This window comes from Rhizobium favelukesii (assembly GCF_000577275.2).
Taxonomy (GTDB): domain Bacteria; phylum Pseudomonadota; class Alphaproteobacteria; order Rhizobiales; family Rhizobiaceae; genus Rhizobium; species Rhizobium favelukesii.
The window spans coordinates 899,837-924,402 of sequence record NZ_HG916852.1; the positions used below are offsets into that span (position 1 = coordinate 899,837).

At 60.3% G+C, this 24,566-nt stretch carries 23 protein-coding genes; 14 read left to right on the forward strand and 9 right to left on the reverse strand.

The features are described from left to right. The first annotated feature begins 147 nt into the window (after positions 1-147). Entirely contained in the window at positions 148-777 is a 630-nt protein-coding gene (locus LPU83_RS42845) for a DNA-3-methyladenine glycosylase I (RefSeq protein ID WP_024317782.1), read from the forward strand. Continuing rightward, positions 774-1,259, forward strand: coding sequence for a hypothetical protein (locus LPU83_RS42850; RefSeq protein ID WP_024317783.1), 486 nt, complete (start codon positions 774-776; stop codon positions 1,257-1,259). The genes LPU83_RS42845 and LPU83_RS42850 overlap by 4 nt, the downstream gene beginning before the upstream one ends. 7 nt (positions 1,260-1,266) lie before the next feature. On the opposite strand, the gene LPU83_RS42855 is transcribed toward LPU83_RS42850, so the two are convergent. After that, positions 1,267-1,971: an HAD family hydrolase gene (locus LPU83_RS42855; RefSeq protein WP_024317784.1), complete on the reverse strand. Its 705-nt coding sequence runs from the start codon at positions 1,969-1,971 to the stop codon at positions 1,267-1,269. 237 nt (positions 1,972-2,208) lie between these two features. On the opposite strand from LPU83_RS42855, the gene LPU83_RS42860 reads away from it, so the two are divergent. Beyond that, the gene (locus LPU83_RS42860) at positions 2,209-3,258 is read left to right on the forward strand and encodes an aldo/keto reductase (protein WP_024317785.1); all 1,050 of its coding nucleotides are present in this window, start codon (positions 2,209-2,211) and stop codon (positions 3,256-3,258) included. A 56-nt stretch (positions 3,259-3,314) separates the two neighbouring features. Here the strand turns inward: LPU83_RS42860 and copM are convergent, their stop codons facing one another. Both copM and LPU83_RS42870 read right to left on the reverse strand, forming a co-directional pair. Next, complete coding sequence (gene copM / locus LPU83_RS42865; RefSeq protein WP_024317786.1) at positions 3,315-3,674, reverse strand: CopM family metallochaperone; 360 nt, start codon at positions 3,672-3,674, stop codon at positions 3,315-3,317. A 71-nt stretch (positions 3,675-3,745) separates the two neighbouring features. Then, complete coding sequence (locus LPU83_RS42870) at positions 3,746-4,021, reverse strand: hypothetical protein (protein ID WP_231052187.1); 276 nt, start codon at positions 4,019-4,021, stop codon at positions 3,746-3,748. 496 nt (positions 4,022-4,517) lie between these two features. On the opposite strand from LPU83_RS42870, the gene LPU83_RS42875 reads away from it, so the two are divergent. The 3 genes from LPU83_RS42875 to LPU83_RS42885 are packed head-to-tail and all read left to right on the forward strand — an operon-like array spanning position 4,518 to position 8,123. After that, positions 4,518-5,657: a TRAP transporter substrate-binding protein gene (locus tag LPU83_RS42875; protein ID WP_024317788.1), complete on the forward strand. Its 1,140-nt coding sequence runs from the start codon at positions 4,518-4,520 to the stop codon at positions 5,655-5,657. Positions 5,658-5,715: 58 nt separating this feature from the next. Continuing rightward, positions 5,716-6,384: a TRAP transporter small permease subunit gene (locus LPU83_RS42880; protein WP_024317789.1), complete on the forward strand. Its 669-nt coding sequence runs from the start codon at positions 5,716-5,718 to the stop codon at positions 6,382-6,384. Continuing rightward, positions 6,381-8,123, forward strand: coding sequence for a TRAP transporter large permease (locus tag LPU83_RS42885; protein ID WP_024317790.1), 1,743 nt, complete (start codon positions 6,381-6,383; stop codon positions 8,121-8,123). The genes LPU83_RS42880 and LPU83_RS42885 overlap by 4 nt, the downstream gene beginning before the upstream one ends. Before the next feature lie 231 nt (positions 8,124-8,354). On the opposite strand, the gene LPU83_RS42890 is transcribed toward LPU83_RS42885, so the two are convergent. Then, positions 8,355-9,113: a hypothetical protein gene (locus LPU83_RS42890; protein ID WP_024317791.1), complete on the reverse strand. Its 759-nt coding sequence runs from the start codon at positions 9,111-9,113 to the stop codon at positions 8,355-8,357. Positions 9,114-9,251: 138 nt separating this feature from the next. Here LPU83_RS42890 and hisS point away from each other — a divergent pair, with 138 nt between their 5' ends. Genes hisS through hisG form a run of 3 tightly spaced genes read left to right on the forward strand, consistent with a single transcriptional unit; the run spans position 9,252 to position 12,602 of the window. After that, positions 9,252-10,787 carry a histidine--tRNA ligase gene (gene hisS / locus LPU83_RS42895; protein ID WP_024317792.1) on the forward strand — a complete coding sequence of 512 codons (1,536 nt, stop codon included), beginning with the start codon at positions 9,252-9,254 and terminating at the stop codon, positions 10,785-10,787. Position 10,788: 1 nt separating this feature from the next. Beyond that, a complete protein-coding gene (locus LPU83_RS42900) occupies positions 10,789-11,907 on the forward strand; it encodes an ATP phosphoribosyltransferase regulatory subunit (protein WP_024317793.1) in 1,119 nt (372 codons plus the stop codon). Next, a complete protein-coding gene (hisG, locus tag LPU83_RS42905) occupies positions 11,907-12,602 on the forward strand; it encodes an ATP phosphoribosyltransferase (protein WP_024317794.1) in 696 nt (231 codons plus the stop codon). Before LPU83_RS42900 ends, hisG begins: the two co-directional genes overlap by 1 nt. A gap of 81 nt (positions 12,603-12,683) precedes the next feature. On the opposite strand, the gene LPU83_RS42910 is transcribed toward hisG, so the two are convergent. Beyond that, complete coding sequence (locus LPU83_RS42910) at positions 12,684-13,106, reverse strand: DoxX family protein (RefSeq protein WP_024317795.1); 423 nt, start codon at positions 13,104-13,106, stop codon at positions 12,684-12,686. A 216-nt stretch (positions 13,107-13,322) separates the two neighbouring features. Here LPU83_RS42910 and LPU83_RS42915 point away from each other — a divergent pair, with 216 nt between their 5' ends. Next, positions 13,323-14,033 (forward strand): glutathione binding-like protein, encoded by a 711-nt coding sequence (locus tag LPU83_RS42915; protein WP_024317796.1) that lies wholly within the window; start codon positions 13,323-13,325, stop codon positions 14,031-14,033. Between the two features lie 66 nt (positions 14,034-14,099). Here the strand turns inward: LPU83_RS42915 and LPU83_RS42920 are convergent, their stop codons facing one another. The 3 genes from LPU83_RS42920 to groES all read right to left on the reverse strand — a co-directional run bounded on the left by LPU83_RS42920 (position 14,100) and on the right by groES (position 17,241). After that, positions 14,100-14,546, reverse strand: coding sequence for a hypothetical protein (locus LPU83_RS42920; RefSeq protein WP_024317797.1), 447 nt, complete (start codon positions 14,544-14,546; stop codon positions 14,100-14,102). 684 nt (positions 14,547-15,230) lie between these two features. Further along, a complete protein-coding gene (gene groL / locus LPU83_RS42925; protein ID WP_037069096.1) occupies positions 15,231-16,871 on the reverse strand; it encodes a chaperonin GroEL in 1,641 nt (546 codons plus the stop codon). A gap of 73 nt (positions 16,872-16,944) precedes the next feature. Next, positions 16,945-17,241 (reverse strand): co-chaperone GroES, encoded by a 297-nt coding sequence (gene groES, locus LPU83_RS42930; protein ID WP_004675403.1) that lies wholly within the window; start codon positions 17,239-17,241, stop codon positions 16,945-16,947. A 296-nt stretch (positions 17,242-17,537) separates the two neighbouring features. On the opposite strand from groES, the gene chrA reads away from it, so the two are divergent. From chrA to LPU83_RS42945, 3 genes are all read left to right on the forward strand, one after another. Further along, entirely contained in the window at positions 17,538-18,998 is a 1,461-nt protein-coding gene (chrA, locus tag LPU83_RS42935) for a chromate efflux transporter (RefSeq protein WP_082321252.1), read from the forward strand. 103 nt (positions 18,999-19,101) lie between these two features. Continuing rightward, on the forward strand, positions 19,102-19,950 hold the full coding sequence (locus LPU83_RS42940) for a TIGR01459 family HAD-type hydrolase (RefSeq protein WP_024314341.1): 849 nt from the start codon (positions 19,102-19,104) through the stop codon (positions 19,948-19,950). 27 nt (positions 19,951-19,977) lie between these two features. Further along, positions 19,978-20,961, forward strand: coding sequence for a bifunctional riboflavin kinase/FAD synthetase (locus LPU83_RS42945; RefSeq protein WP_024314340.1), 984 nt, complete (start codon positions 19,978-19,980; stop codon positions 20,959-20,961). A 75-nt stretch (positions 20,962-21,036) separates the two neighbouring features. On the opposite strand, the gene LPU83_RS42950 is transcribed toward LPU83_RS42945, so the two are convergent. Then, on the reverse strand, positions 21,037-21,306 hold the full coding sequence (locus LPU83_RS42950) for a hypothetical protein (RefSeq protein ID WP_024314339.1): 270 nt from the start codon (positions 21,304-21,306) through the stop codon (positions 21,037-21,039). A gap of 230 nt (positions 21,307-21,536) precedes the next feature. On the opposite strand from LPU83_RS42950, the gene ileS reads away from it, so the two are divergent. Further along, a complete protein-coding gene (ileS, locus tag LPU83_RS42960) occupies positions 21,537-24,443 on the forward strand; it encodes an isoleucine--tRNA ligase (protein ID WP_024314337.1) in 2,907 nt (968 codons plus the stop codon). The last annotated feature ends 123 nt before the right edge of the window (positions 24,444-24,566 follow it).

Genomic DNA, 24,566 nt, shown 5'->3' on the forward strand with positions numbered 1-24,566 from the left:
GCCATCGTTCCCGCCAGCGAATGGTAAATTTGAATTCATTCAAGTCAGAAGCGAGAGATAAACTTTTCGTCAGGGTTATCGTTCGGTTTGGAAACAGAGTTTGCAAATGGTAAAGCCGGATTCGGAGCAAGAAAGCGAAGCGGGATCATGAGCGATACGGGCATCATCATCGGCGAAGACGGCAAGGGCCGCTGTCACTGGCACGCCAACCTCCCGGATTATCTCAGATATCATGACGAGGAATGGGGACGGCCGGTAACGGATGATCTCCGCCTGTTCGAAAAGATCTGCCTGGAAGGGTTCCAGTCCGGCTTGTCCTGGCTCACCATCTTGCGCAAGCGCGACAATTTTCGCGCTGCCTTTGCCGGCTTCGATTTCGAGAAGGTTGCGCTCTTCGAAGACAAAGATATCGACCGTTGCCTTGCCGATCCCGGCATCGTCCGGCATCGCGGCAAGATCGTCTCGACGATCAACAACGCCCGGCGTGCGATCGAACTCCGCGCGGAATTCGGGTCGCTGGCGCATTATTTCTGGAGCTTCGAACCCGGTCACAACGAACGGCCGAAGGTGGTCGATCGTGCCGCTGTCATGGCGAACCCGACGACACCGACATCGGTCGTCATTTCCAAGAATTTGAAGAAACGCGGCTGGACGTTTGTCGGGCCGACCACAGTTTATGCCTTCATGCAAGCAATGGGACTTGTCAACGATCACATCGAAGGTTGCTTCTGCCGCGCCGAGGTTGAGGCGATGCGCGACGCGTTGGTGCGCCCATGAAGCGGCTCGCGGTCACCGTTGCCTTCTGCGCCCTTATGGCGTCTGTGTCATTTGCTCAACAACAACCAGAGCTGCAGCCAGGAGAGCGACTGGAGAAGCTGCAATTCCCGGCCGCGACCATGGAACTCAAGGGATGGACAAAGTTCGGCAACGGCCGCGTCTACACGCTGCCCGTCAAGGCGGGCCAGCATGTGAAGGTCAGCTTCGCGACAAAGAGCAAGTTTGCCTTTCTCTCGATATTCGATCTCGCGATGCCTGATGAGGAGGCAATCTTCGGTACCGACGAGGATGGCAGCAGCTACACTATCACTGTCAAGGACAGCACAACCTGGCTGCTGCGGCCTTACTATTCCAAGGTATCGCCGCGCCGCGGCCTCGGCGCACCCTACAGCATTCTCGTCGAGCCGCAGGCAACGCCGCCGCAACCCACCGCTCCGACCGAAAAGCAATCGCCGTCGCCGCTCTTTCCCTCAAGGCAGTGACAACGGGTTAGTCTATCCCCTCGATCAGGCCGCGCAGCTCTCCGAGATGTTCGATCTTGCGAAAGCGCGGTGCGTCCTTCGGTTCCTCGACATGCTCGACGACCCAGGTGAGTTCATGCGGCACGAAGACCCCGTAGCTGCCGGCGGCGATTGCGGGGACAATGTCTGATTTCAGCGAGTTGCCGACCATCATAGCCCGTTCCGGACCGCCGCCGACTTTGGAGAAGATCCGGCGGTACGTTACCGCGGTCTTGTCGGAGACAATCTCGACGGCGTGAAAGAAGTCGCCGAGCCCGGATTGCGCAAGCTTGCGCTCCTGATCGAACAGGTCACCCTTGGTGATCATCACCAGCAGGTAGCTTTCCGAGAGCGCCGCCAGGGTCTCCTGTACGTGCGGTAGGGTCTCGACCGGGTGGGAAAGCAGGTCGCGGCCGGTGTCGAGAATACCGGCAATGACGCTGGCAGGAACCTTGCCCTCGGTGATCTCGATCGCTGTCTCGATCATCGACAGGGTAAATCCCTTGATGCCGAAGCCGTAGTGGCGGAGATTGCGCTTCTCTGCCTCCAGCAAGCGCTCCGAGATCCTAGGGCCGTCTGCAAAATCGGCGAGCAATTCGGTGAAATGCGCCTCGGTAAGCCGGTAGTATTGCTCATTCTGCCAGAGCGTGTCGTCGGCATCGAAGCCGATGGTCGTCAGCGTACGGGTCGTCATCGCCCACCTCCGAGTGATCTGATTGGAATCTATTGAAAGATGGCTGCGAAACAAGGGGATCGCAAAGCCGTGAGGCGTGTACACGGTGTGTTGAAATGCCGCTGTCTCGCCTTACATCGATAGTGCCTCCCGCGCAGCCGCATTCCGGCTGTTCCTGTCATGGGCAGGCCAATAACCAAAAAATGAATTCATCTGTCCGTGGACAAGCCCGCGGCCGTCACAAGGAAATGTTCGATCATGCGTTACAACCAACTTGGAAATACGGGCCTATTCGTCTCCGAAATCTGCCTTGGCACGATGACGTTCGGTGCCGCAGGCGAAGGCAATATCTGGGGCGCGATTGCCGACGTCGATCAGAAGGTAGCCGACCGGATCGTCGAAAGATCGCTTGCCGCCGGCGTGAATTTCATCGACACGGCTGACGTTTATTCCTTCGGGGAATCCGAAAAGCTGCTCGGCCAAGCCCTGACGAACCTGGGTGTTCCTCGCAAGGACGTCGTCGTTGCCACGAAGGTCTACGGCCTCATGGGCGACAAGCCGAACGATCGCGGCGCCTCGCGTGGCCACATCATGGATTCGGTCGAGGCAAGCCTGGAGCGCTTGCAGACCGATCATGTCGATCTCTATCAGATCCACGCCACCGATACGGTTACGCCGATCGACGAGACGTTGCGCGCGCTCGACGATCTCGTGTCCCGTGGTCTTGTGCGCTATGTCGGCGTCTCGAACTGGCAGGCATGGCGCATCGCCAAGGCGCTCGGTATTTCGGAGCGCCGCGGCTTCGCGCGGTTCGAGGCCGTGCAGGCCTACTATTCGATTGCCGGCCGCGACCTCGAGCGCGACATCGTGCCGATGATGCAGGAAGAAAAACTTGGTCTGATGGTCTGGTCGCCGCTGGCTGGCGGCCTCCTTTCCGGCAAATACGGGCCGGGAGCACCCGGCAACGGGGAAGGTCGCCGTGCCTCGTTCGATTTTCCGCCGGTCGACAAGGATCGCGCTTGGGCCTGCGTTGCCGTCATGCGCGAGATTGCCGAGAAGCACGGCACGAGCGTCGCGACCGTGGCGCTTGCGTATATTCTGGCCAAGCCTTTCGTGACGACGGTCATCATCGGTGCCAAGCGCGTCGAGCAGCTCGACCAGAACCTGGCGGCTGTCAATCTGAAACTCGATACCGCCGACCTGACGAAGCTGGACGAGGTCAGCGCGCTGGCGCCTGAATATCCGGGCTGGATGCTTGCGCGGCAGGAAGCCGGCCGCCGGCCAGAGCCATTCCAGCCGAAGGCCTGATCTGCCGTCTTGTGGATGCGGACGCCGGGGCTTGCTGCTCCGGCGTCCTTCGCATGCTACTTGCCGTGTGCCTTCAGCCAGGCCAGCATGTCGGTGATCTCCGCCTCCTGGGCCTTGATCACGGCTTCTGCGAGCTTGCGAATTTCAGGATCCTTGCCGTATTGCAGCTCGATCTTCGCCATGTCGATTGCGCCCTGATGGTGCGGGATCATGCCGCGGACGAAGTCGACGTCGGTGTCGCCGGTATACTCCAGCGTCATGTCCTTGTGCATCTTTGCGTTCGCCTCCGCAAAGGCGTGGCTTGCTGCGCTGTGGTCGCCCGTCGGCTTGCTCATGTCCATCTGCATATCTTCCGCGAAGGCAGACGCGGTGGAGAGTGCAAGAGTTGCAGCAATGGCGAGAACTTTCAGAGACATGGGATTTCCTTCCTCTGTCTGATATTGGAATTCAATGCGCGGCCTTGGACCGCAGCTGTTCATGAAAACCGTCAGACAAGCCGGGGAGGCGGCGCCAGCGGCGCAGGGCGCGCATCCCGCATGGCATGAGCCGGTCCGGGAGCAGGATAGGAAAACACTTGCTTGCCGGCCGCGGCGACAACGCTCGACGGCGGAATGACAAGACAGGCCGAACAGAAGGGCATGTGCACCATGCCACTGGCTGAGCAGGGATCCTGTTGTGGGGGCGGCGATTTGGCTTTCTCGTCCACATCCATCCCGGTCATGTGCTGATGCTCACCGCTGACATTCGAAGCGACCGTCTGCATGGATAGGCATGTCGGACAGCCAGCCCAGGCTGACATGGTGCCGTAAGCGAGCCAGGCGAATACCATCGCTATGATTGCAAGAAAGCGCATTCGGTCAAGATAGGAACACGACGCGAGGATGCCAAGGTGCTTTTTGCGGATTTGGCAGACGCTCCCAGTGCGGCGGCGGCATTCGGCCCCCAAGCGGCCATCCCATTGGGCGATGGGCCGAGGATGATAAAAAATATCAAGAGTTGTCGGCAAGACAGCCGTGGAACGGCCTCTGAGGTGCCGGGGTTGACGTCGGGCGGTTCTAACGGGGCCAGCCAGATAGCAGCTTCGAAAGCACGTGGTTCAGGGAAAGGTACGGACGCACGGTGTTGTAGTTGGAGCTCATTGGGGAGTATTATTCAAAGCTAAAATAGAAGCTCGTGAGCGGGATGCGAGCGGAGAGCTGCAGAACCCTTTTCCGCATCTCGCCATAAGCGCGAGGAAGCCCATGCTTCGGGAGGAAAAGATGAAACATACGGAGACCAGAGGGAGACCGTCGCGCCGCAAATTTCTAATGGGGACAGCCATGGCCGGTGCGGCGATGATCGCGGCACCAAGCGTCGTCAAGGCGCAGGGACCGGTCAACATGCGTTGGCAGAGCACATGGCCGTCCAAGGACATCTTTCACGAATTCGCGCTTGATTTCGCAAAAAAGGTCACCGACATGACTGGCGGCGATCTCAAAATTGAAGTGCTGCCGGCGGGTGCCGTGGTGCCCGCATTCGGTCTGCTCGACGCGGTCTCCCAGGGGACGCTCGACGGAGGGCACGGCGTCGTCGCATATCACTACGGCAAACAAGCGGCGCTGGCATTGTGGGGCTCGGGGCCGGGATTTGCCATGGATGCCAACATGTTGCTCGCCTGGCACAAATACGGCGGCGGCAGGGAGCTCCTCGTAAAGCTCTATGAATCGATCGGGGCCAATGTGGTTTCGTTCCTCTATGGGCCGATGCCGACACAGCCGCTCGGCTGGTTCAAGAAGCCGGTCGCCAAGGTCGAGGATATTCAGGGACTTAAATTCCGCACCGTCGGCATTTCCATTGATGTGTTCACCGGCCTCGGTGCCGCGGTCAATGCGCTGCCGGGTGGCGAGATCGTGGCGGCATTGGACCGCGGCCTGCTTGACGCGGCCGAGTTCAACAACGCGTCGTCCGACCGGGCTCTCGGTTTCCCGGACGTCTCCAAGATCTGCATGCTGCAAAGCTATCACCAGAATGCCGAGCAGTTCGAGGTGCTGTTCAACAAGGCGAAATATGATGCATTGCCTGACCAGATGAAGGCGATCATCTCCAACGCCGCGGAGGCGGCCTCCCAGGACATGGCCTGGAAGGCGATCGACCGCTATTCGACTGACTACGCCGAGATGCAGACCACCGAAAAGGTCAAGTTCTACAAAACGCCGGAAGCGATCCTCAAAAGGCAACTGGAAGTCTACGACGAGGTCGTGAAGAAGAAGGCGGCGGAAAACCCGCTGTTCAAGGAGGTCATCCAGTCGCAAATAGCTTTTGCGGCGCGGGCAACGCGGTGGGAACAGGATACCGTCGTCAACCGCCGACTGGCCTTCGATCACTACTTCGGCCCGAACGGGGTTGCGAAGGAACTATAACGTCATCACCGGACAACGATGCTTCTGACGAAGGTATGGGCTATCTCGGGGGGCACCCGTGGACGTTCAGCAGTTTCTCATCAGGATCGATGCGATCAGCGTGTGGGTCGGCAAGGCTGCGGCGTGGCTGATCATCGGCCTGATGACACTCGTCTGCATCGAAGTCTTCAAGCGCTACATCATGAACATGCCGACGGCGTGGATCTTCGATGTCAGCAACATGTTCTATGGCACCCTGTTCATGCTCGCCGGAGCCTATGCTCTGGCGCAGAATGCCCATGTACGCGGCGACTTTCTCTACAGCTCGCTGCGGCCTCGCATACAGGCGACGCTCGATCTCCTCCTTTATGTCCTATTCTTCCTGCCGGGCGTCGCCGCGCTCATCTATGCCGGTTACCACTATGCGGCGCTATCCTGGCGGATCGGCGAGCATTCGACTGTCACGGCGGAAGGCCCGCCGATCTACTACTTCAAGACCGTCATTCCGGCAGCGGGCGTGCTCGTCATGCTTCAGGGGCTTGCCGAGATAGCGCGCTGCATCATCTGCCTGAAGACCGGAGAATGGCCGCGCCGGCTCAAGGATGTGGAGGAAATCGACGTTGTCGCCGAACAGCTTGCGCATAGCGAGCACATAGACGCGCAGACGCGCGAGGACGCGATCGAGCGCGCCCAGGATATCGATAGGGCGGCGCGGCAACGGGGCCGGGGGGGAGACATCGAGACGTGAGCGATCCGTTCCTCGGACTGACGATGCTAATTCTCATCGTGGTCGTCATCGTCATGGGATTCCCGACAGCTTTCACGCTGATGGGGCTCGGCATGCTGTTCGGGTTCTATGCATTCTACAATCCGGCCGAGCACTGGATCGACAACCGCGTCTTCGACCTGATGGTTCAGCGCACCTATGGGGCGATGACCAACGATGTCCTGATCTCCATCCCGCTGTTCGTGCTGATGGGCTACGTCATGGAGCGCGGTGCGCTGGTGGACAAGATGTTCTACAGCATCCAGCTTTCCTTCCGGCGGGTCCCCGCCTCGCTTGCCGTTGCAACACTCATCGTCTGCACCTTCTGGGGCATTGCCAGCGGCCTTGTCGGCGCCGTGGTGGTGCTGATGGGTGTCATTGCAATGAACCCGATGCTGCGCGCCGGCTATGACGTCAGGCTTGCCTCCGGGGTGATTACCGCCGGCGGCACGCTGGGCATTCTGATCCCGCCATCCGTGATGATCATCGTCTATGCGGCGGTTGCTGGACAATCGGTCGTCAAACTCTACGCCGCCGCGATGTTTCCCGGCTTCTTCCTCGCGCTTCTCTACCTTGCCTACATCCTCGGTTGGGCGACGATCAGTCCGAAGATCGCGCCCGCATTGCCCGAGCAACAGACGAGAGTCCCCGTGCCCACCTGGATGAAGAGCTTTCAGGCGCTCTATTCCCACAACATGCTGGTCGGGCTTCTCCGCGCATTGCTCTCGCCATCAAAGGCGATGGCGCTCGAGACTGGCGAGGGGCGACTCAGCTACTGGGAGCTGGTCAAGAATGCTTGCGCCGCGCTCGTGCCCTTCTTGCTGACGGCATTCACCCTGGCGCTCGTTTGGTGGTATGTCGTCATCTATCCTCAGGCATCGGCGGAGGCGGAAGCACCGGAAGGGCTGGAACAACTCGGCGCACCCGCATCCGACGCCGCACCGGTGGCGGTGAACGGGCCAGCTACCACTTTCTACGTGGCCTTCGGGATCATCGCCGTAATCGCAGCGGCGGTGCTCGTGCGCTACTACAGGAATATGAGTGCGGAGCGGCTGCAGGTTGTGAAACTGCTGGTTTCCTCGGTCATGCCGCTCGGGATCCTGACCGTCGTCGTGCTCGCCGTCATTCTGTTCGGCATCACGACGGCGACCGAGTCCGCCGCGGTCGGTGCCGCCGGAGCCTTTCTGCTGGCGTTCCAGGCCCGGACGCTCGACTGGAAACGCACGAAGGAGGCGGTCTTCCTGACAGCGAAGACCACGGCCATGGTTTGCTGGCTCTTCGTCGGTTCGGCGCTCTTCTCCGCTGTCTTCGCCATCCTCGGCGGCCAGGCGCTGGTTGAAGAGTGGGTGCTGGCGCTCGATCTCACGCCTGTGCAATTCATGATCCTGTCGCAGGCGATCATCTTCATTCTCGGCTGGCCGCTCGAATGGACCGAGATCATCATCATCTTCGTGCCGATCTTCCTTCCGATGCTGAGGCACTTCGATATAGATCCGATCCTCTGGGGCGTGCTCGTCTTCGTCAATCTGCAGGCGGCGTTCCTGTCGCCGCCGGTGGCAATGTCGGCCTATTATCTCAAGGGGGTCTCACCACCGCACGTCACCCTCAACCAGATCTTCGCCGGCATGATGCCCTACATGCTGATCGTCATCCTCTGCATGATTATCATGTATGTGTGGCCGGGCATGACACTCTGGCTTCCGGAATATCTTTACGGCTAAGAGACATTGCCGTTCACGGCGGCCCGTGCCGCAACCTTCACGACAATGCCCTGTGCTCTGAGGTTGCTCGGACTTCACCGACCGTGCCCAGCTGTCGGATGGCTATCCGGGCGTAGCCGCTTTTGGCGCGTTCCGACCGTCTGTGACTTTTGGCGGAGAGTGGTTGCATTTGCCAACTCGGCCGCAGATTTGGCGAGGAACCTCGTGGCCGCCGAGGTGGGGACACCAACCTCAATAAGCAGCAACGACCTCGTGGACGATCTGATAGTCCGCGCTCTCTTCTCCGAGCGGCGCCACGGGCCATTTCCAGTTGGCTTGAACCGATGACAGCGACACGCCGTGCAGCAAGTCAGGCTCCTCATGAACCTTCCCATTGCGGTCGATGACGGCATAGGAGATATCGGTAATCAGGCAAGTTCTGCAGGGCGCTGCCTTCAACGCCGACCGGTGCGCCTCGATCAGTTGCGTGACGGTATCGGCGGGCATGGCGCCTTTCTCTTCCGCCTCGTAGCGGCGTTTTGCGCCGCGACCGATCTGGGAGAGGAGGTTGGCCGAGACGACGAAGTCGAGATACGGAATTGTTCTGAGAAAGGCGAGCGGCTCCGGCTGCCTACCCGCGGCGAGCTCGTCATAGCCCGAGAGATCGCGCTCGATCAGCCGAACATTGCTGTAGCCTTTAAGCCGAAGCCACAGGCGCACCGAGGCAAGATGCACGAGGTCGACGAGCACAACGGTGTCGAAGTTCTCGCACAGTTCCTCGATCGGGACGTCGCGTAGCAGGCCTGACCCCAGGACGAGCGCGGTCCTTTTCTGCCGCAGGCCCGCCATGGCGCTCGTTACAGCATTTCGGCTCCGCTCCTCGTGCTCCGCCCATTGCCGGCTGCAGCGGCCGGCGCGGGACCATAGATTAACGGAGTATCGGATGAACCGGCGATGCTCCTTCAATGTCATCGGAACGGTCGCAGCATAGAGAAGCGCCTCGGCGATCATGATAGAGCTCCTGCCATTCGATCCATTCTCTCTCGTTCAATCGATTCTGTGTTCCGGATCAAGGGCCTTCGCCCTTGCCGCACCGGGCCCAATCCGCTAGGAAACCGCCACTGTCACAGTGAGCGGAAGACGTTGGAAATGAACGACAAGCAGAAGAAACCACAAAAGCTCAAGGCCAGACTTCCCCGCGGCTTCGTCGATCGTTCGGCAAACGATATTCGCGCCGTCAACGAGATGACCGCGAAGATCCGGGAAGTTTATGAGCATTATGGTTTCGATCCTGTCGAAACGCCCCTGTTCGAATACACCGATGCACTTGGCAAGTTCCTGCCGGATGCCGACCGGCCGAACGAAGGCGTTTTCTCGCTGCAGGACGACGATGAGCAGTGGATGTCATTGCGTTACGACTTGACGGCGCCGCTCGCCCGTCACGTCGCCGAAAACTTCAACGAGATCCAGCTTCCATACCGCACCTATCGCGCTGGCTATGTCTTCCGCAACGAAAAGCCAGGCCCGGGCCGCTTCCGCCAGTTCATGCAGTTCGACGCCGATACCGTCGGCGCGCCCGGCGTTCAGGCCGACGCGGAAATGTGCATGATGATGGCCGATACGCTGGAAGCCCTCGGCATCAAGCGCGGCGACTACGTCATCCGCGTCAACAACCGCAAGGTTCTCGACGGCGTGCTGGAAGCGGTCGGCCTCGGCGGCGACGACAAGGCAGGCCAGCGTCTCAACGTGCTGCGCGCCATCGACAAGCTCGACAAGTTCGGGCCGGAAGGTGTGCGTTTGCTTCTGGGCCCTGGCCGTAAAGATGATAGCGGCGACTTCACCAAGGGCGTTGGACTAGACACCACAAACATTGAGTTTGTCATGTCGGTTGTTGAAAAGCAGCCATACGTGGCTGTTGGCAATCGTTCAGCAGAACAAGTTACGAAATTGAATGAGCTTACCGAAAGAAGCTTCTCCGCGAAGGAAGGCTTCTCGGAACTCGATATGATTCATGGGCTCGTTACTGCGGCGGGCTATCAGTCCGATCGCATCAAGATCGACCCATCGGTCGTCCGCGGCCTCGAATACTACACCGGCCCGGTCTATGAAGCCGAACTTCTGTTCGACGTTACCAATGAAAAGGGCGAAAAGGTCGTGTTCGGCTCCGTCGGTGGCGGCGGGCGCTATGATGGTCTCGTCTCCCGCTTCATGGGCCAGCCGGTTCCGGCCACCGGCTTCTCGATCGGCGTCTCGCGCCTGATGACGGCGCTGAAAAACCTTGGCAAGCTCGGCCAGGCCGATGTCATCGAGCCTGTTCTGGTCACGGTCATGGATGGCGACGTCGTTTCCATGGGCCGCTACCAGCGCATGACACAGGAACTACGCAAGGCCGGTATCCGGGCCGAAATGTATCAGGGCAACTGGAAGAAGTTCGGCAATCAGCTGAAATACGCCGATCGCCGCGGCTGCCCCGTTGCCATCATCCAGGGCGGCGACGAGCGCGCCGAGGGCGTCGTGCAGATCAAGGACCTGATCGAGGGCAAGCGCCTGTCGGGCGAGATCGAGGACAACGCCAGCTGGCGCGAGGCACGCGTCGCCCAGGAGACCGTTGCGGAAAGCGACCTCGTCGCGAAGGTGAAGGAAATTCTGGCGGCGCAGGCCGAAGACCGGAAGAGGGCGGGCTGAGATGGCCCTGATCAACCTGCCGGACTTCTCCGGCGAACTTCTGTCAGAGTTTGCGGCGCGAAAGACGGAGCGGGTCGATACGCCCGTCATCCAGCCGGCCGAACCGTTTCTCGATATCGCCGGTGAAGATCTTCGCCGGCGGATCTTCATGACCGAGAGCGAGACGGGCGTCAGCCTTTGCCTGCGTCCCGAGTTCACGATCCCGGTCTGTCTGCGGCACATCGAGAGCGCGACCGGCACGCCGAAACGCTATTCCTATCTCGGCGAAGTCTTCCGCCAGCGGCGCGAAGGCGGCAACGAGTTCTATCAGGCCGGGATCGAGGATCTCGGCGATATCAACATCGCCGCTGCCGATGCGCGTGCGATCGGCGATGCAATCGGTGTGCTGGAGTGCGTCGTTCCTGGCAAGCACCTTTCAGTCACGCTCGGTGACCAAGCGGTCTTCGAAGCGGTCGTGCAGGCACTTGGCCTGCCGCTTGGCTGGCAGAAGCGGCTCATCCACGCCTTCGGCAACATGAGCCAGCTCGAGGCTCTGCTGGCGAGCCTTGTCAGCCCTCAGTTCGTCACCGGACTGAGTGACGAGATCGCGCATCTGATTGCCGCCGACGACGAAGCCGCGCTGGTCACGCACATCGACGCGACGATGCAGGCGACGGGCTATTCGACGAATGCAAGCCGCTCGCCGCTGGAAATCGCGCGTCGCTTGAAGGAGAAGCTCATTCTCTCCGAAACGCGCCTCGATGATGCAGCCTTCCGCGTGCTGGAGGAATTCCTGTCGCTGAATGTGCCGCTCATCAATGCTTCGGCGGCGCTGGCCGGCTTTGCCGATGCCGCAGGCCTCAAGCTCGGCAACGCGCTTGCGCGTTTCGACGGTCGCGTCGCCGCTCTGGCGAATGCCGGCGTCGATCTCTCGCTGATCGACTACCGCGCAGCCTTCGGACGCCCGCTGGATTACTACACCGGTCTGGTTTTCGAGATCGGGGTCAAGGGCATGTCGCCCGTTCTGGCCGGTGGCGGCCGTTTCGATCGGTTGATGACCTTGCTTGGCGCCAAGGACCGCATTCCGGCAGTCGGTTTCTCGCTGTGGCTGGATCGCATCGAAGCTGAGAGGGCTGCCTGATGACGATCACCATTGCACTGCCCTCAAAGGGCCGCATGAAAGACGATGCCTCGGCGATCTTTGAACGCGCCGGGATCAGGATCACCGCTGTTGGCAACGACCGCTCCTATCGCGGACGCGTCGAAGGCTGGGACGACGTCGAAGTCGCCTTCCTCTCCGCTTCCGAGATTTCCCGCGAGCTTGGCAACGGCACGGTCGATTTTGGCGTCACCGGCGAGGACCTTGTCCGCGAGGGCCTGGCGGATGCGGACAAGCGTGTCGAGTTCTGCGCGCGTCTCGGCTTCGGTCATGCCAATGTCGTGGTTGCCGTTCCTGAAATCTGGCTCGATGTCGACACCATGGCCGATCTTGGCGATGTCGCGTCCGACTTTCGCGCCCGCCACGGCCGACGCCTGGCGATCGCCACGAAATACTGGCGGCTGACGCAGCAGTTCTTCTCCAGCCAGCATGGCATCCAGCTCTACCGCATCGTCGAAAGCCTTGGGGCAACGGAAGGGGCGCCGGCCTCAGGCTCGGCCGACATCATCGTCGATATCACCTCCACCGGCTCGACCCTTCGTGCAAACAACCTGAAGATCCTGTCCGATGGTGTCATTCTTCGCTCCGAGGCGTGCTTCGTCAGGGCGCGCAAGGAAAGCCATGTGAACGACCCCACAGTCCAGCGACTGGTAGACGCCGTTCGTTCGGCGCTCTGACCATCGCTAAAATCGACGCACGAAAAACCCGCCGTCTGATGTGACGGCGGGTTTTTCGAGCTTGGGAGGATGCTTGATCGCTTAGGCTGCTGCGTAGGCGCCGCGGCGTGCGTCGAGCGAGTAGACGCCCGGGCCGAAAGTGGCGAGGAAGATGTAGGCGCCAGCCAGCGTGAAGTTCTTCATGACCATGATCTGGTTCAGAATGTTAACCAGTTCGGTGCCGCTGGCGTACGGCAGGTGGAAGAGGATGGCCGTAAAGACACAAAAGCCAGCCAGCAGCCAACCGACGATCTTCGTCTGGAAGCCGGCGAGAACGGCAAGGCCAGCCACGAGTTCGAAGGCACCTGCGAAATAGGCGAGGGCGGTGGACGCCGGAAGACCAGCACCGGCGATCATGCCAGCGGTGCCGGCGGCGTCGGCGAGCTTGCCGAAGCCGGCAAGGATGAACATGAAGGAAAGGAGGACGCGAGCGACAAGAATGATGGCGTTGTTGGTATTCGACATGGGACATTGTCTCCGTTTGAATGGCATTTGAGGTCTTTGTGCCCCCCGGCACGGTTTCAACCTCGTTGCCGCTTTGTCGCCTTTTTTTGCCGTTGTGGAAAGATAGACGGGAGGGGACGCTTCGTTCGCTAATATTGAACGACGGATCTCTGGCGAAGTCGGCTTGCCATCGGCGACGCCCCTCTCTTATGTTGGCCGCCCAAGATGGAGACCCCTATGGCAGATCTTTCCGCTTTTCCGATCACGACGCGCTGGCCAGCAGCGAACCCGAACATTATCCAGCTCTACTCGTTACCGACGCCGAACGGCGTGAAGATATCGATCGCGCTTGAAGAACTCGGCTTGGCCTACGAGCCGCACCCCATCTCGTTCAGCACAAATGACCAGAAATCTCCGGAATTCGTGTCGCTCAACCCGAACGGCCGCATTCCGGCGATCATCGATCCCAATGGCCCGGATGGAAAGCCGATCGGTATTTTCGAATCCGGTGCAATCCTGCTCTACCTCGCGGAGAAGACGGGCAAGCTCATTCCGACCGACGCGGCGGGGCGCTACGAGACGATCCAGTGGGTCTTCTTCCAGATGGCCGGTGTCGGACCGATGTTCGGGCAGTTCGGGCATTTCTACAAGTTCGCAGCCGACAAGGTCGCCAACAACTCCTACCCGATGGAGCGCTATCGCGACGAATCCAAGCGGCTGCTCAGTGTGCTGGAAGGGCGGCTGCAGGATCGCCAGTGGATCATGGGCGACCTTTACACGATCGCCGATATCGCCACCTTCCCGTGGCTCCGCGGCGCCGACGTGTTCTATGGCGGCCGCGAAGTGCTGGACTATAAAAGCTTCCCGGCAGTGATGGCCTGGCTCGAGCGTTGCATCGCCCGGCCGGCATCCGAAAAAGGATTGAATATACCTCAGCGCCCCGCGTGATACCGAGGCGGCCAATGAAAAAAGCCGGTCCTGAGAGGCCGGCCTTTTTGGTTGGGGGCGGAGCTTCTATTGGCGCCGCGCAAATTCGCCGCCGGCATTCGTCTTGAATCGAGGAAAGACGAAGACCCCAAGCATGCTGCCGTTATAAGCATCGTCCTGACCGTTCGACTCTCCCATGCAGAACAATGGCTGACGGAAGCCGTTCGGCATCATGATCGTGGTCGAGAAGCAGAAGGATGAAGAGAGCGTCGCAGCCTGCTCGAAGAGTTCCAGGATGTGGTCGTGATCCTTCGGATCGTAGCAGCGCATGAGGCTGAGAAGGCCGCAGTCGCGGGCCGGCAGCCCATGCAGCATGGCGCTCCATTCCTTGAGGCAGATCACGCCGCTGCAAAAATCTCCGACCCAGGTTTCCGAAATGGAAAACTGCGCCAGCATTTCAGGATCATGGTTGCTAACATCCAATGAGCCCGGCATCAGCGGTGCGGCGGGGTTGGTTTTTGCGATTTTGAACAAATTTTTCCCCAGCTTAGGTGCAGCTTCCCCCGCTGCACGTCCGGCAAAAATGAACAGGTTCATGCTGCGCCGCGCATCATGCTCGGGCGACCGAGAAATGGGGTTTGGTGTGCTGGTCCCTCTAGCGGAACCGCGTCCAATTTCTTGGCAGGTTACACAACTTATGATGTATTTCGGGAGGGGTTTTTCCCGAACTCGGTCTCGCGCTCTCGTGGTCAGGATCGATATGGGACCGCGACCGTCGGCTGATGAACGCGCGCCGAATGCAGCGCGGATTTACAGGGATTTTTACGAAACGGCAATCGGCTTTTTGCGTGCCGCAGACCTCTACTGTGAGTGGAAAATCCATCGCCAAGCTCTGCTTGATAACACGAAATGGCAAAAAAGCGCCAAATCTTGAAGTGGAAGCGGTTTCACCGCGGTTATTTGCGACCAGATGTGCAGAAAATTGCACTGCGAGAGAAATCAGCCTGTGAAAGAAAAAATACAACACCACAAGTTTTGCGAAAGCTTCGCTCAATGCGAGGGTTGCTCACAACTCCGATTAAACGTTTCAGCTGCCGATTGAAATACCCTCGAAGCCGAGGTCTGGCGAATCAGTCGCGAGAGACAAAAAAGGGCGGTCCGAAGACCGCCCTTCCTATTCCGGGATACCGGAAGTGGACTAGTGAAGGCTTTCGCCTATCACATCATGTCCATTCCGCCCATTCCGCCCATGCCGCCAGGCATGCCGCCAGGAGCATCCTTCTTCGGCAGTTCAGCGATCATGGCTTCGGTGGTGATCAGCAGCGAAGCAACCGAAGCTGCGTTCTGCAGAGCGGTGCGCACAACCTTGACCGGGTCGACGATGCCCATGGCGATCATGTCGCCATACTCGGACGTCTGGGCGTTGTAGCCATAGTTGTCTTCGTTCTTTTCGAGGATCTTGCCGACAACGATCGAGGCTTCGTCGCCTGCGTTTTCAGCAATCTGACGCACCAGCGACTGCAGCGCCCTGCGAACGATGTTCACGCCGGCTTCCTGATCCTGATTTTCACCCTTGGCGGTGATCTTCGTGGACGAACGCAGCAGAGCGACGCCGCCGCCCGGTACAATGCCTTCCTGAACAGCAGCGCGCGTCGCATTGAGCGCGTCGTCGATGCGGTCCTTCTTTTCCTTCACTTCGACTTCCGTCGAACCGCCGACGCGGATCACGGCAACGCCGCCAGCCAGCTTGGCAAGGCGCTCCTGCAGCTTTTCGCGGTCATAGTCCGAAGTGGTTTCTTCGATCTGAGCCTTGATCTGTGCAACGCGGCCTTCGATGTCGGACTTGGCGCCAGCGCCGTCGACGATCGTCGTATTTTCCTTGGAGATCGAAACCTTCTTCGAACGGCCGAGCATGTCGAGCGTTACGGATTCGAGCTTGATGCCGAGGTCTTCGGAGATGACCGTACCACCGGTCAGGATCGCGATGTCTTCGAGCATGGCCTTGCGGCGATCGCCGAAGCCCGGAGCCTTGACGGCAGCAATCTTCAGGCCGCCGCGCAGCTTGTTGACGACGAGGGTCGCAAGCGCTTCGCCTTCGACGTCTTCAGCAATGATGAGGAGCGGCTTGCCGGTCTGAACGACAGCTTCGAGAACCGGAAGCATTGCCTGCAGGTTCGACAGCTTCTTTTCGTGCAGCAGGATGAAGGCGTCTTCGAGGTCGGCAATCATCTTTTCCGGGTTGGTGACGAAGTAGGGGCTGAGGTAGCCGCGGTCGAACTGCATGCCTTCGACGACTTCGAGTTCGGTTTCGGCGGTCTTGGCTTCTTCAACCGTGATGACGCCTTCATTGCCGACCTTCTGCATGGCTTCGGCAATGTCGAGACCGACCTGCTTTTCGCCGTTTGCCGAGATCGTCCCGACCTGCGCGACCTCTTCCGAGGTGTTGATCTTCTTGGCCTTGGCCTGGAGATCCTTGACGACTTCGGCAACGGCGAGATCGATGCCGCGCTTCAGGTCCATCGGGTTCATGCCAGCTGCGACCGCCTTGCCGCCTTCGCGAACGATCGCCTGGGCGAGAACCGTTGCAGTCGTGGTGCCGTCGCCGGCGATGTCGTTCGTCTTCGAAGCAACTTCGCGGACCATTTGGGCGCCCATGTTTTCGAACTTGTCTTCCAGTTCGATTTCCTTGGCGACCGAAACGCCATCCTTGGTGATGCGCGGAGCGCCGAAGGACTTGTCGATGATGACGTTACGACCCTTCGGGCCGAGTGTTACCTTCACTGCGTCAGCGAGAATGTCGACGCCCTTGAGCATCTTTTCGCGCGCGGTGCGGCCAAACTTGATTTCTTTAGCTGCCATGATTGAAACTCCTGAATTCGAGTTGTCCGGGCTTTAGGGCCCGTGGCTAAAATCGGAAAGGGAACCGGCTGGATCAGCCGATGATGCCCATGATGTCGGCTTCCTTCATGATCAGAAGGTCTTCGCCGTTGATCTTGACTTCGGTGCCGGACCACTTGCCGAACAGGACGCGGTCGCCAGCCTTGACGTCGAGAGCGACGACCTTGCCGGACTCGTCACGAGCGCCGGAACCGACGGCGACGATTTCGCCTTCCTGCGGCTTTTCCTTGGCGGTGTCGGGAATGATGATGCCGCCCTTGGTCTTTTCTTCGGACTCAACGCGGCGAACAACGACGCGATCGTGAAGGGGGCGGAAGTTGGTGCTTGCCATTGTCTAATCCCTCGATCAAATGACACTCGCAGGCCGGGAGCGGCCCGCACGGATGGGTGTTAGCACTCGTCCTTGGTGAGTGCTAGCGAGGCAGCATTTAGGAGTGGCCCGGCGGGGAGTCAAGAACGGCCGCAATTTTTCTTCGCCGGACTTCGCGACAGCCTTAACGGCATATCCTTGTTGGAAGTAAGACGGGCTGCGCTGTCGCCGAGGTTTCCGAACGTCCTGGCGCTGGAAAGCCGTGTACTCTTTGAACGCTTTCAGCGCCTCGCTTGATGGCGGCAGGATTGCCGCGCATGCACGCAGATGGTATCGAGCCGCTTGGAGCGGGAGGGGCAGCAACCGTGGACAAGGCGATCGCGGCAGGCGACATCGTGGCGACACCGACGCTGCGAGAGGCGGTTCGCGTCTGGGCGCGCATCGGCTGTCTGAGCTTCGGCGGGCCAGCCGGTCAGATCGCCCTCATGCATAAGACCATTGTCGACGAGAAGCGCTGGATTTCCGAGGACCGCTTCCTGCACGCGCTGAATTTCTGCATGTTGCTGCCGGGCCCGGAGGCCCAGCAACTGGCAATCTATATCGGCTGGCTCATGCATGGCGTCCGCGGCGGCTTCATTGCTGGTCTCCTGTTCATTCTGCCGGGCTTCCTTGTCATCCTGATACTGTCGAGCCTCTACGCCGTCTTTCAGGCGGCAGCATGGCTTCCCGCCCTTTTCTTTGGGGTGAAGGCTGCGGTTCTGGCCATCGTCATCGAGACACTGCTTAGGGTAGGGCGCCGAGCGCTCAAGAGGCGCTTTCACTACTGCGTGGCGGGCGCGTCGTTTCTAGCGCTCTTTTTGCTGAACCTGCCGTTTCCTCTGGTTGTCGTCCTGGCCGGAGCAGCCGGGCTGCTATGGATGAAGCATCGCCAAAGTCGATTGGCAGCGCCATCCGTGCCGCAAGCCCCTCCGCCCCGGTTTGTTCCTGCGGTCACGACGCATGCGATCGCAAGGCCGCTTGTGGTGCTCGTGTTCTGGATCCTCGTCTGGCAGTCGCCGCTTCTTTTCATTCGTGGCCTTGACGCGCCGACGGACCTGATCGCTGAAACGTTGAGCGGCGAAACCAATGTTTTCGGTGCGGTCTTCATCTTCTTCTCCAAGATGGCCGTCATTACCTTCGAAGGCGCCTACGCCGTCCTTTCCTACGTCGCTCAGGTCGCCATCGGCCACTACGCCTGGCTCCAGCCCGGCGAGATGCTCGACGGGCTGGCACTTGCCGAAACGACGCCCGGGCCGTTGGTCCTTGTCCTCTGTTTTGTCGGTTTTCTCGCCGGCTATCGCAACCCCGTCCTGATGGCGCCGCTTGCCGGCGGCGTTCTCGGCGCCTTCCTCGCCGCATGGGCGACCTTTGTGCCGAGCTTCATCTGGATCTTCGCCGGAGCTCCCTACATCGAGACGCTGCGCAACAACGAGAACCTCGCGGCCGCCGTTTCGGCGATCACCGCGGCAGTCGTCGGCGTCATTCTCAATCTTGCACTGTGGTTCGGCCTGCACGTGCTCTTTGCCGAGGTTGGGCGCGTGGGGCTCCTCTCCGGGAAGACCGGTCTGCCGATCGCCAGCTTCGCCTGGCCGCAGTGGTGGACGCTCGATATCGCGGCACTCGGGATCTTCGTGCTGGCATCCGTCCTGCTCTTTCGCTTCAAGGCGGGCATTCTCACGGTCTTCGGTGTCTCCACCGCCGCGGGTCTGTTGGTCAAGGCTGCCGCCGCCGTGCTCTAGTCGGCGGCTTCCGGTTTTTTGCAGCAGGCCACCGCAAAATGCCTTGCCATCCCGGCATGCCTTTGCGATGTCACCCGTGACTTAACGAGATCGGGAAATCGGAATGGCCAAGCGGATCGAGAACTTTGCGGAAATCACCAGCCAGTATGATGCGGTGTTTTGCGATGTCTGGGGTGTCTTGCACAATGGCGTCGATCCTTTCCCGAAGGCGGCTGCAGCGCTGGAGGCAGCGCGCGGGGAGGGGCTGACGGTCGTTTTGATCACCAATTCGCCGCGCATCGCTCCGCAGGTCGTGACTCAGCTTCGCCAGATCGGCATCCAGGATGGCGCCTACGACCGTATCGTCACATCGGGCGACGTCACGCGGGGCCTGATTGCAGAGGGGCCGAAGAAGGTATTTCTGCTTGGACCGGATCGCGACCTAGCGATTATCGAGGGGCTTGGTGTGGAGCGCGTCGGCGCCAAGGATGCCGACTCCGTCGTCTGCACCGGTTTCTTCGACGACGAAACCGAGACCCCGGAAGATTACACCGAGATGCTGAAGACGTTCCAGACGCGTGGCGTGCCGATGATCTGCGCCAACCCCGATCTGGTTGTCGAGCGCGGCCATAAGATCATCCCTTGCGCCGGCGCGATGGCCGCCTACTACAATCAGCTCGGTGGTGAGACGCGCATTGCCGGCAAGCCGCACAAGCCGATCTACGAGGCCGTCTTGTCGGTCGCCCGCGAGGCCCACGGCGACTTTCCGCCGAGCCGCGTCCTTGCAATCGGGGACGGCATGCCGACAGATGTTCGTGGCGCTCTCGATTACGGCCTGGACCTCCTCTATATCAGCGGCGGCATCCACGCGAAGGAATACACGCTGAACGGAAAGACCGACGAGGCGATCCTCACGGCATATCTGGACCGCGAAAAAGCGACACCGAAGTGGTGGATGCCTCGTCTCGCATAAAGAGCCTCGCATAAGAAAAGCCAGCCGATGACCGTTTTTCACCGCAACGAAACCCGTGAACCCCTGCCGGCCCACCTGCGTGGCGGCGTAATTGCCATCGGCAACTTCGACGGTGTGCATCGGGGTCACCAGTCCGTCCTGAACCGGGCCTTGGAGATATCGAGGCAGCGCGGCATTCCGGCGCTGGTCCTGACATTTGAACCACATCCCCGCACGGTCTTTCGCCCTGACCAGCCGGTCTTTCGCCTGACGCCGGCACCGCTCAAGGCGCGTATCCTCGAAGCGATCGGCTTCAACGCAGTCATCGAATATCCCTTCGACAGGGAGTTTTCGCAGCGCTCGGCGGACGATTTCATCCATTCGATCCTGAAGGATTGGCTAGGTGCATCCGAGGTCGTAACGGGCTTCAACTTTCATTTCGGCCGTGGCCGGGAAGGCGGTCCGGCCTTCCTGATGGATGCCGGTCAGAAATATGGCTTCGGCGTGACGTTGATCGACGCCTTTCGCGACGAGAATACAGACGTGGTGTCCTCGAGCCACATTCGCGAACTGCTGAAGGACGGCAATGTCAGCGAGGCGGCTGCCATGCTCGGCTATCACTATACGGTGGAAGCGGAGGTGATCGGCGGCGAGAAGCTTGGCCGCCAGCTCGGCTTTCCGACCGCGAATATGCAGTTGCCCGCTGAAGCCGACCTCAGGGCGGGTATCTATGCCGTTCGCTTCCGTCGTGCCGATGGCACTCTCCACGATGGTGTCGCCAGCTATGGCCGCCGACCGACGGTAACCGACAACGGCGCGCCACTGCTAGAGACCTACGTCTTCGATTTCAGCGGCGACCTCTACGGGCAGACCTGTTCTGTATCCTTCTTCGGCCACCTGCGGCCGGAACTGAAGTTTGACGGCCTCGATCCTCTTGTGGAGCAGATGCATCGGGACAAGGAAGAGGCGAGGGCGCTGCTTGCGGGCGTGCAGTCGCTCGGCGAGCTCGACCGGAAGATCTGCTTCACCTGACGTTCAGCCGCTTTCTAAAATTGTGGCTCTTTCAGGGCGGCGGCGCTGCCGCGCTCGCTCATGGGGATATGTCATCTATTTGATAAGACGCGGATTCGCTGCGCCCCAGCGCCGAAAGGCAATCATCACATGGATAAAAGGTTTGGAACGGCAGCCTGCTGGCTGCCGGGTGCCTCTGGGTACCCGTCCGTAACTTTCACGACCTTTTTCTCTTCTACCCGCATTGGCGCTGAACATCATCGTCGCTGTCGTCGTCAATGTGCTGACCCCGGCAAAGGTGCCGGCGCGCGCCTGATCGTCGCTCGAAAACGGAAGCTGCGGATGAAAATGCCCGCGGTTTTCCATGCGACGACGTCATGGAATCCCTCTTCCTTTTCACTGCAAAAGCGCCTATGAACCGGCGCGATGAACACGTTCCGGCTGGCGATCACGATACGAATTATCGGCCCGGCCTTCCGCGCGCGCTAAGCGGCCGGAAGGTCCGGGTTTTCGGCGCTTGGACGACGAGCGCCTCCGTCACCAATTTTCAAGCCCGTTGCGCCCGCTCCCGTGGCGCCTAGAGACGATTGCTAGACATGACCGATACAGCCGAAAAAATCGACTACTCGAAGACCCTCTATCTGCCGGAAACAGACTTCCCGATGCGCGCCGGCCTGCCGCAGAAGGAGCCGGAAACCGTTGCCCGCTGGCAGCAGATGGGTCTCTACAAGAAGCTTCGGGCGTCCGCAGCCGGCCGCGAGAAGTTCGTGCTCCACGACGGCCCTCCCTATGCCAACGGCAACATCCACATCGGCCACGCGCTGAACAAGATCCTCAAGGACGTCATCAACCGCTCGTTCCAGATGCGCGGCTTCGACGCCAACTACGTTCCCGGCTGGGACTGCCACGGCCTCCCGATCGAATGGAAGATCGAGGAGAAGTACCGCGAGAAGGGCAAGAACAAGGACGAGGTTCCGGTCAACGAATTCCGCCAGGAATGCCGTGACTTTGCGGCTGGCTGGATCAAGGTGCAGTCGGAGGAGTTCAAGCGCCTCGGCATCGAGGGCGACTTCGAAAACCCCTACACGACGATGAACTTCCACGCGGAATCGCGCATCGCCGGCGAACTGCTGAAGATCGCGAAATCTGGCCAGCTTTATCGCGGCTCGAAGCCGATCATGTGGTCGGTCGTCGAGCGCACGGCGCTCGCTGAAGCCGAGGTCGAATACGCCGATGTCGAAAGCGATATGATCTGGGTGAAGTTCCCGATCGCGGAAGGCCCCAGCGAACTCAAGGGCGCCTTCGTGGTAATCTGGACGACCACGCCGTGGACAATCCCAGGCAACCGCGCGATCGCCTATTCCTCGCGCTATGGTTACGGCCTCTACGAGGTCGAAACGGCTGAGAACGACTTCGGACCGCAGCCCGGCGAGAAGCTGATTTTTGCCAAGCGCCTCGCCGAGGAGTCAGCTGCCAAGGCGAAGGTGACCCTCAAGTTCGTCCGCGATGTCGCGGCGGTGGAATTTGCGGCGATCACCTGCGCGCACCCGCTGCACGGGCTCGGCGGCGGCTACCACTTTGGGGTGCCCCTCCTCGACGGCGACCATGTCACCGATGAGACGGGAACCGGCTTCGTCCATACCGCGCCGAGCCATGGCCGCGAAGACTTTGACGCCTGGATGGACAACGCCCGGGCCCTCGAAGCACGCGGCATCTCCTCTGCGATCCCGTTCCCGGTCGACGACGCGGGCTTCTTCACTGTCGACGCACCCGGCTTCGGCCCGGATGCGGAAGGCGGTGCGGCGCGCGTCATCGACGACAGCGGCAAGAAGGGCGATGCCAACGAGCGTGTCATCAAGGCGCTGATCGGCCGTCATGCCCTGTTCGCGCGCGGCCGTCTCAAGCATTCCTATCCGCACTCGTGGCGGTCGAAGAAGCCGGTCATCTTCCGCAACACGCCGCAGTGGTTTGTCTACATGGACAAGGAGCTTGGCGACGGAACGACGTTGCGTTCCCGTGCGCTGAACGCGATCGACGAGACCCGCTTCGTGCCTGCTGCCGGCCAGAACCGTCTACGCGCCATGATCGAGCAGCGTCCGGACTGGGTGCTTTCGCGTCAGCGCGCTTGGGGTGTGCCGATCTGCGTCTTCGTCGATGAGCAGGGCGAAATCCTGCAGGACGATGGGGTCAATGCGCGCATCCTCGATGCCTTCGAAAGGGAAGGCGCCGATGCCTGGTTCGCGGACGGCGCACGTGAGCGCTTCCTCGGCGAGAAGGCAAACGAGCCCTGGACGCAGGTCATGGACATCCTCGACGTCTGGTTCGACTCGGGCTCGACCCACACGTTCACGCTCGAAGACCGTCCGGATCTCAAGTGGCCGGCCGACGTCTATCTGGAAGGCTCGGACCAGCATCGGGGCTGGTTCCATTCGTCTCTGCTGGAATCGGCCGCTACGCGCGGCCGCGCGCCTTACAATGCCGTCATCACCCATGGCTTCACCATGGATGAGAAGGGCGAGAAGATGTCGAAGTCCAAGGGTAACGTCACATCGCCCCAAGAGGTGATGAAGGACGCCGGCGCGGATATTCTGCGCCTTTGGGTGATGACCTCGGACTACGCGGAAGATCTGCGCGTCGGCAAGACGATCATCCAGACCAACATCGATGCCTATCGCAAGCTGCGCAACACGATCCGCTGGATGCTCGGCACGCTGGCACATGATAAGGGCGAAGTCATCGCGCTTGCCGAACTGCCCGAGCTCGAGCAGCTGATGCTGCATCGCCTGTCGGAACTCGACCAGCTCGTCCGCGAAAGCTACGACGCCTTCGAATTCAAGAAGATTGCCCGTGCGCTGATCGACTTTGCCAACGTTGAACTCTCGGCTTTCTACTTCGACGTCCGCAAGGATGCGCTCTACTGCGATGCGCCGTCGAGCCGGCGCCGTCGTTCGGCCCTCCATGTCATCCGCAATATCTTCGAATGCATGGTGACTTGGCTGGCGCCGATGCTGCCCTTCACGGCGGAAGAGGCTTGGCTGTCGCGCAATCCTTCGGTTGTCTCGATTCACCTCGAGCAGTTCCCCGCCATTCCGGCGGAATGGAAGAACGACGCTCTTGCCGAGAAGTGGAAGAAGATCCGGGCCGTCCGCACCGTGGTCACCGGTGCACTTGAAATTGAGCGCAAGGACAAGCGCATCGGATCCTCGCTGGAGGCAGCCCCCGTCGTCCACGTCGCCGATGCGGAGCTTCTGAAAGCACTGGAGGGTCAGGACTTCGAGGAGATCTGCATCACCTCTGCAATCGTTATCGATAGCGCCGAAGGTCCGGCCAATGCCTTCCGTCTCCCCGAGGTATCGGGTGTCAGCGTCGAGCCGAAACTGGCCGAAGGCACCAAGTGCGCCCGCTCCTGGCGGATCACGACGGATGTCGGCTTGGATCCGGCCTATCCCGATGTCTCGGCGCGCGATGCGGCCGCTCTGCATGAACTTGCGGTGCAAAACTGAAGAATATTACCGGGTGAATTGCCTAAACGTGGTTCATCCGGTAAAAGCTGCCTGAAAATGGCCGGATTTTTACGTCAGGGGACGATTGTCCGGGTGGGCGATGATTGCACCGGCATGGCTGGA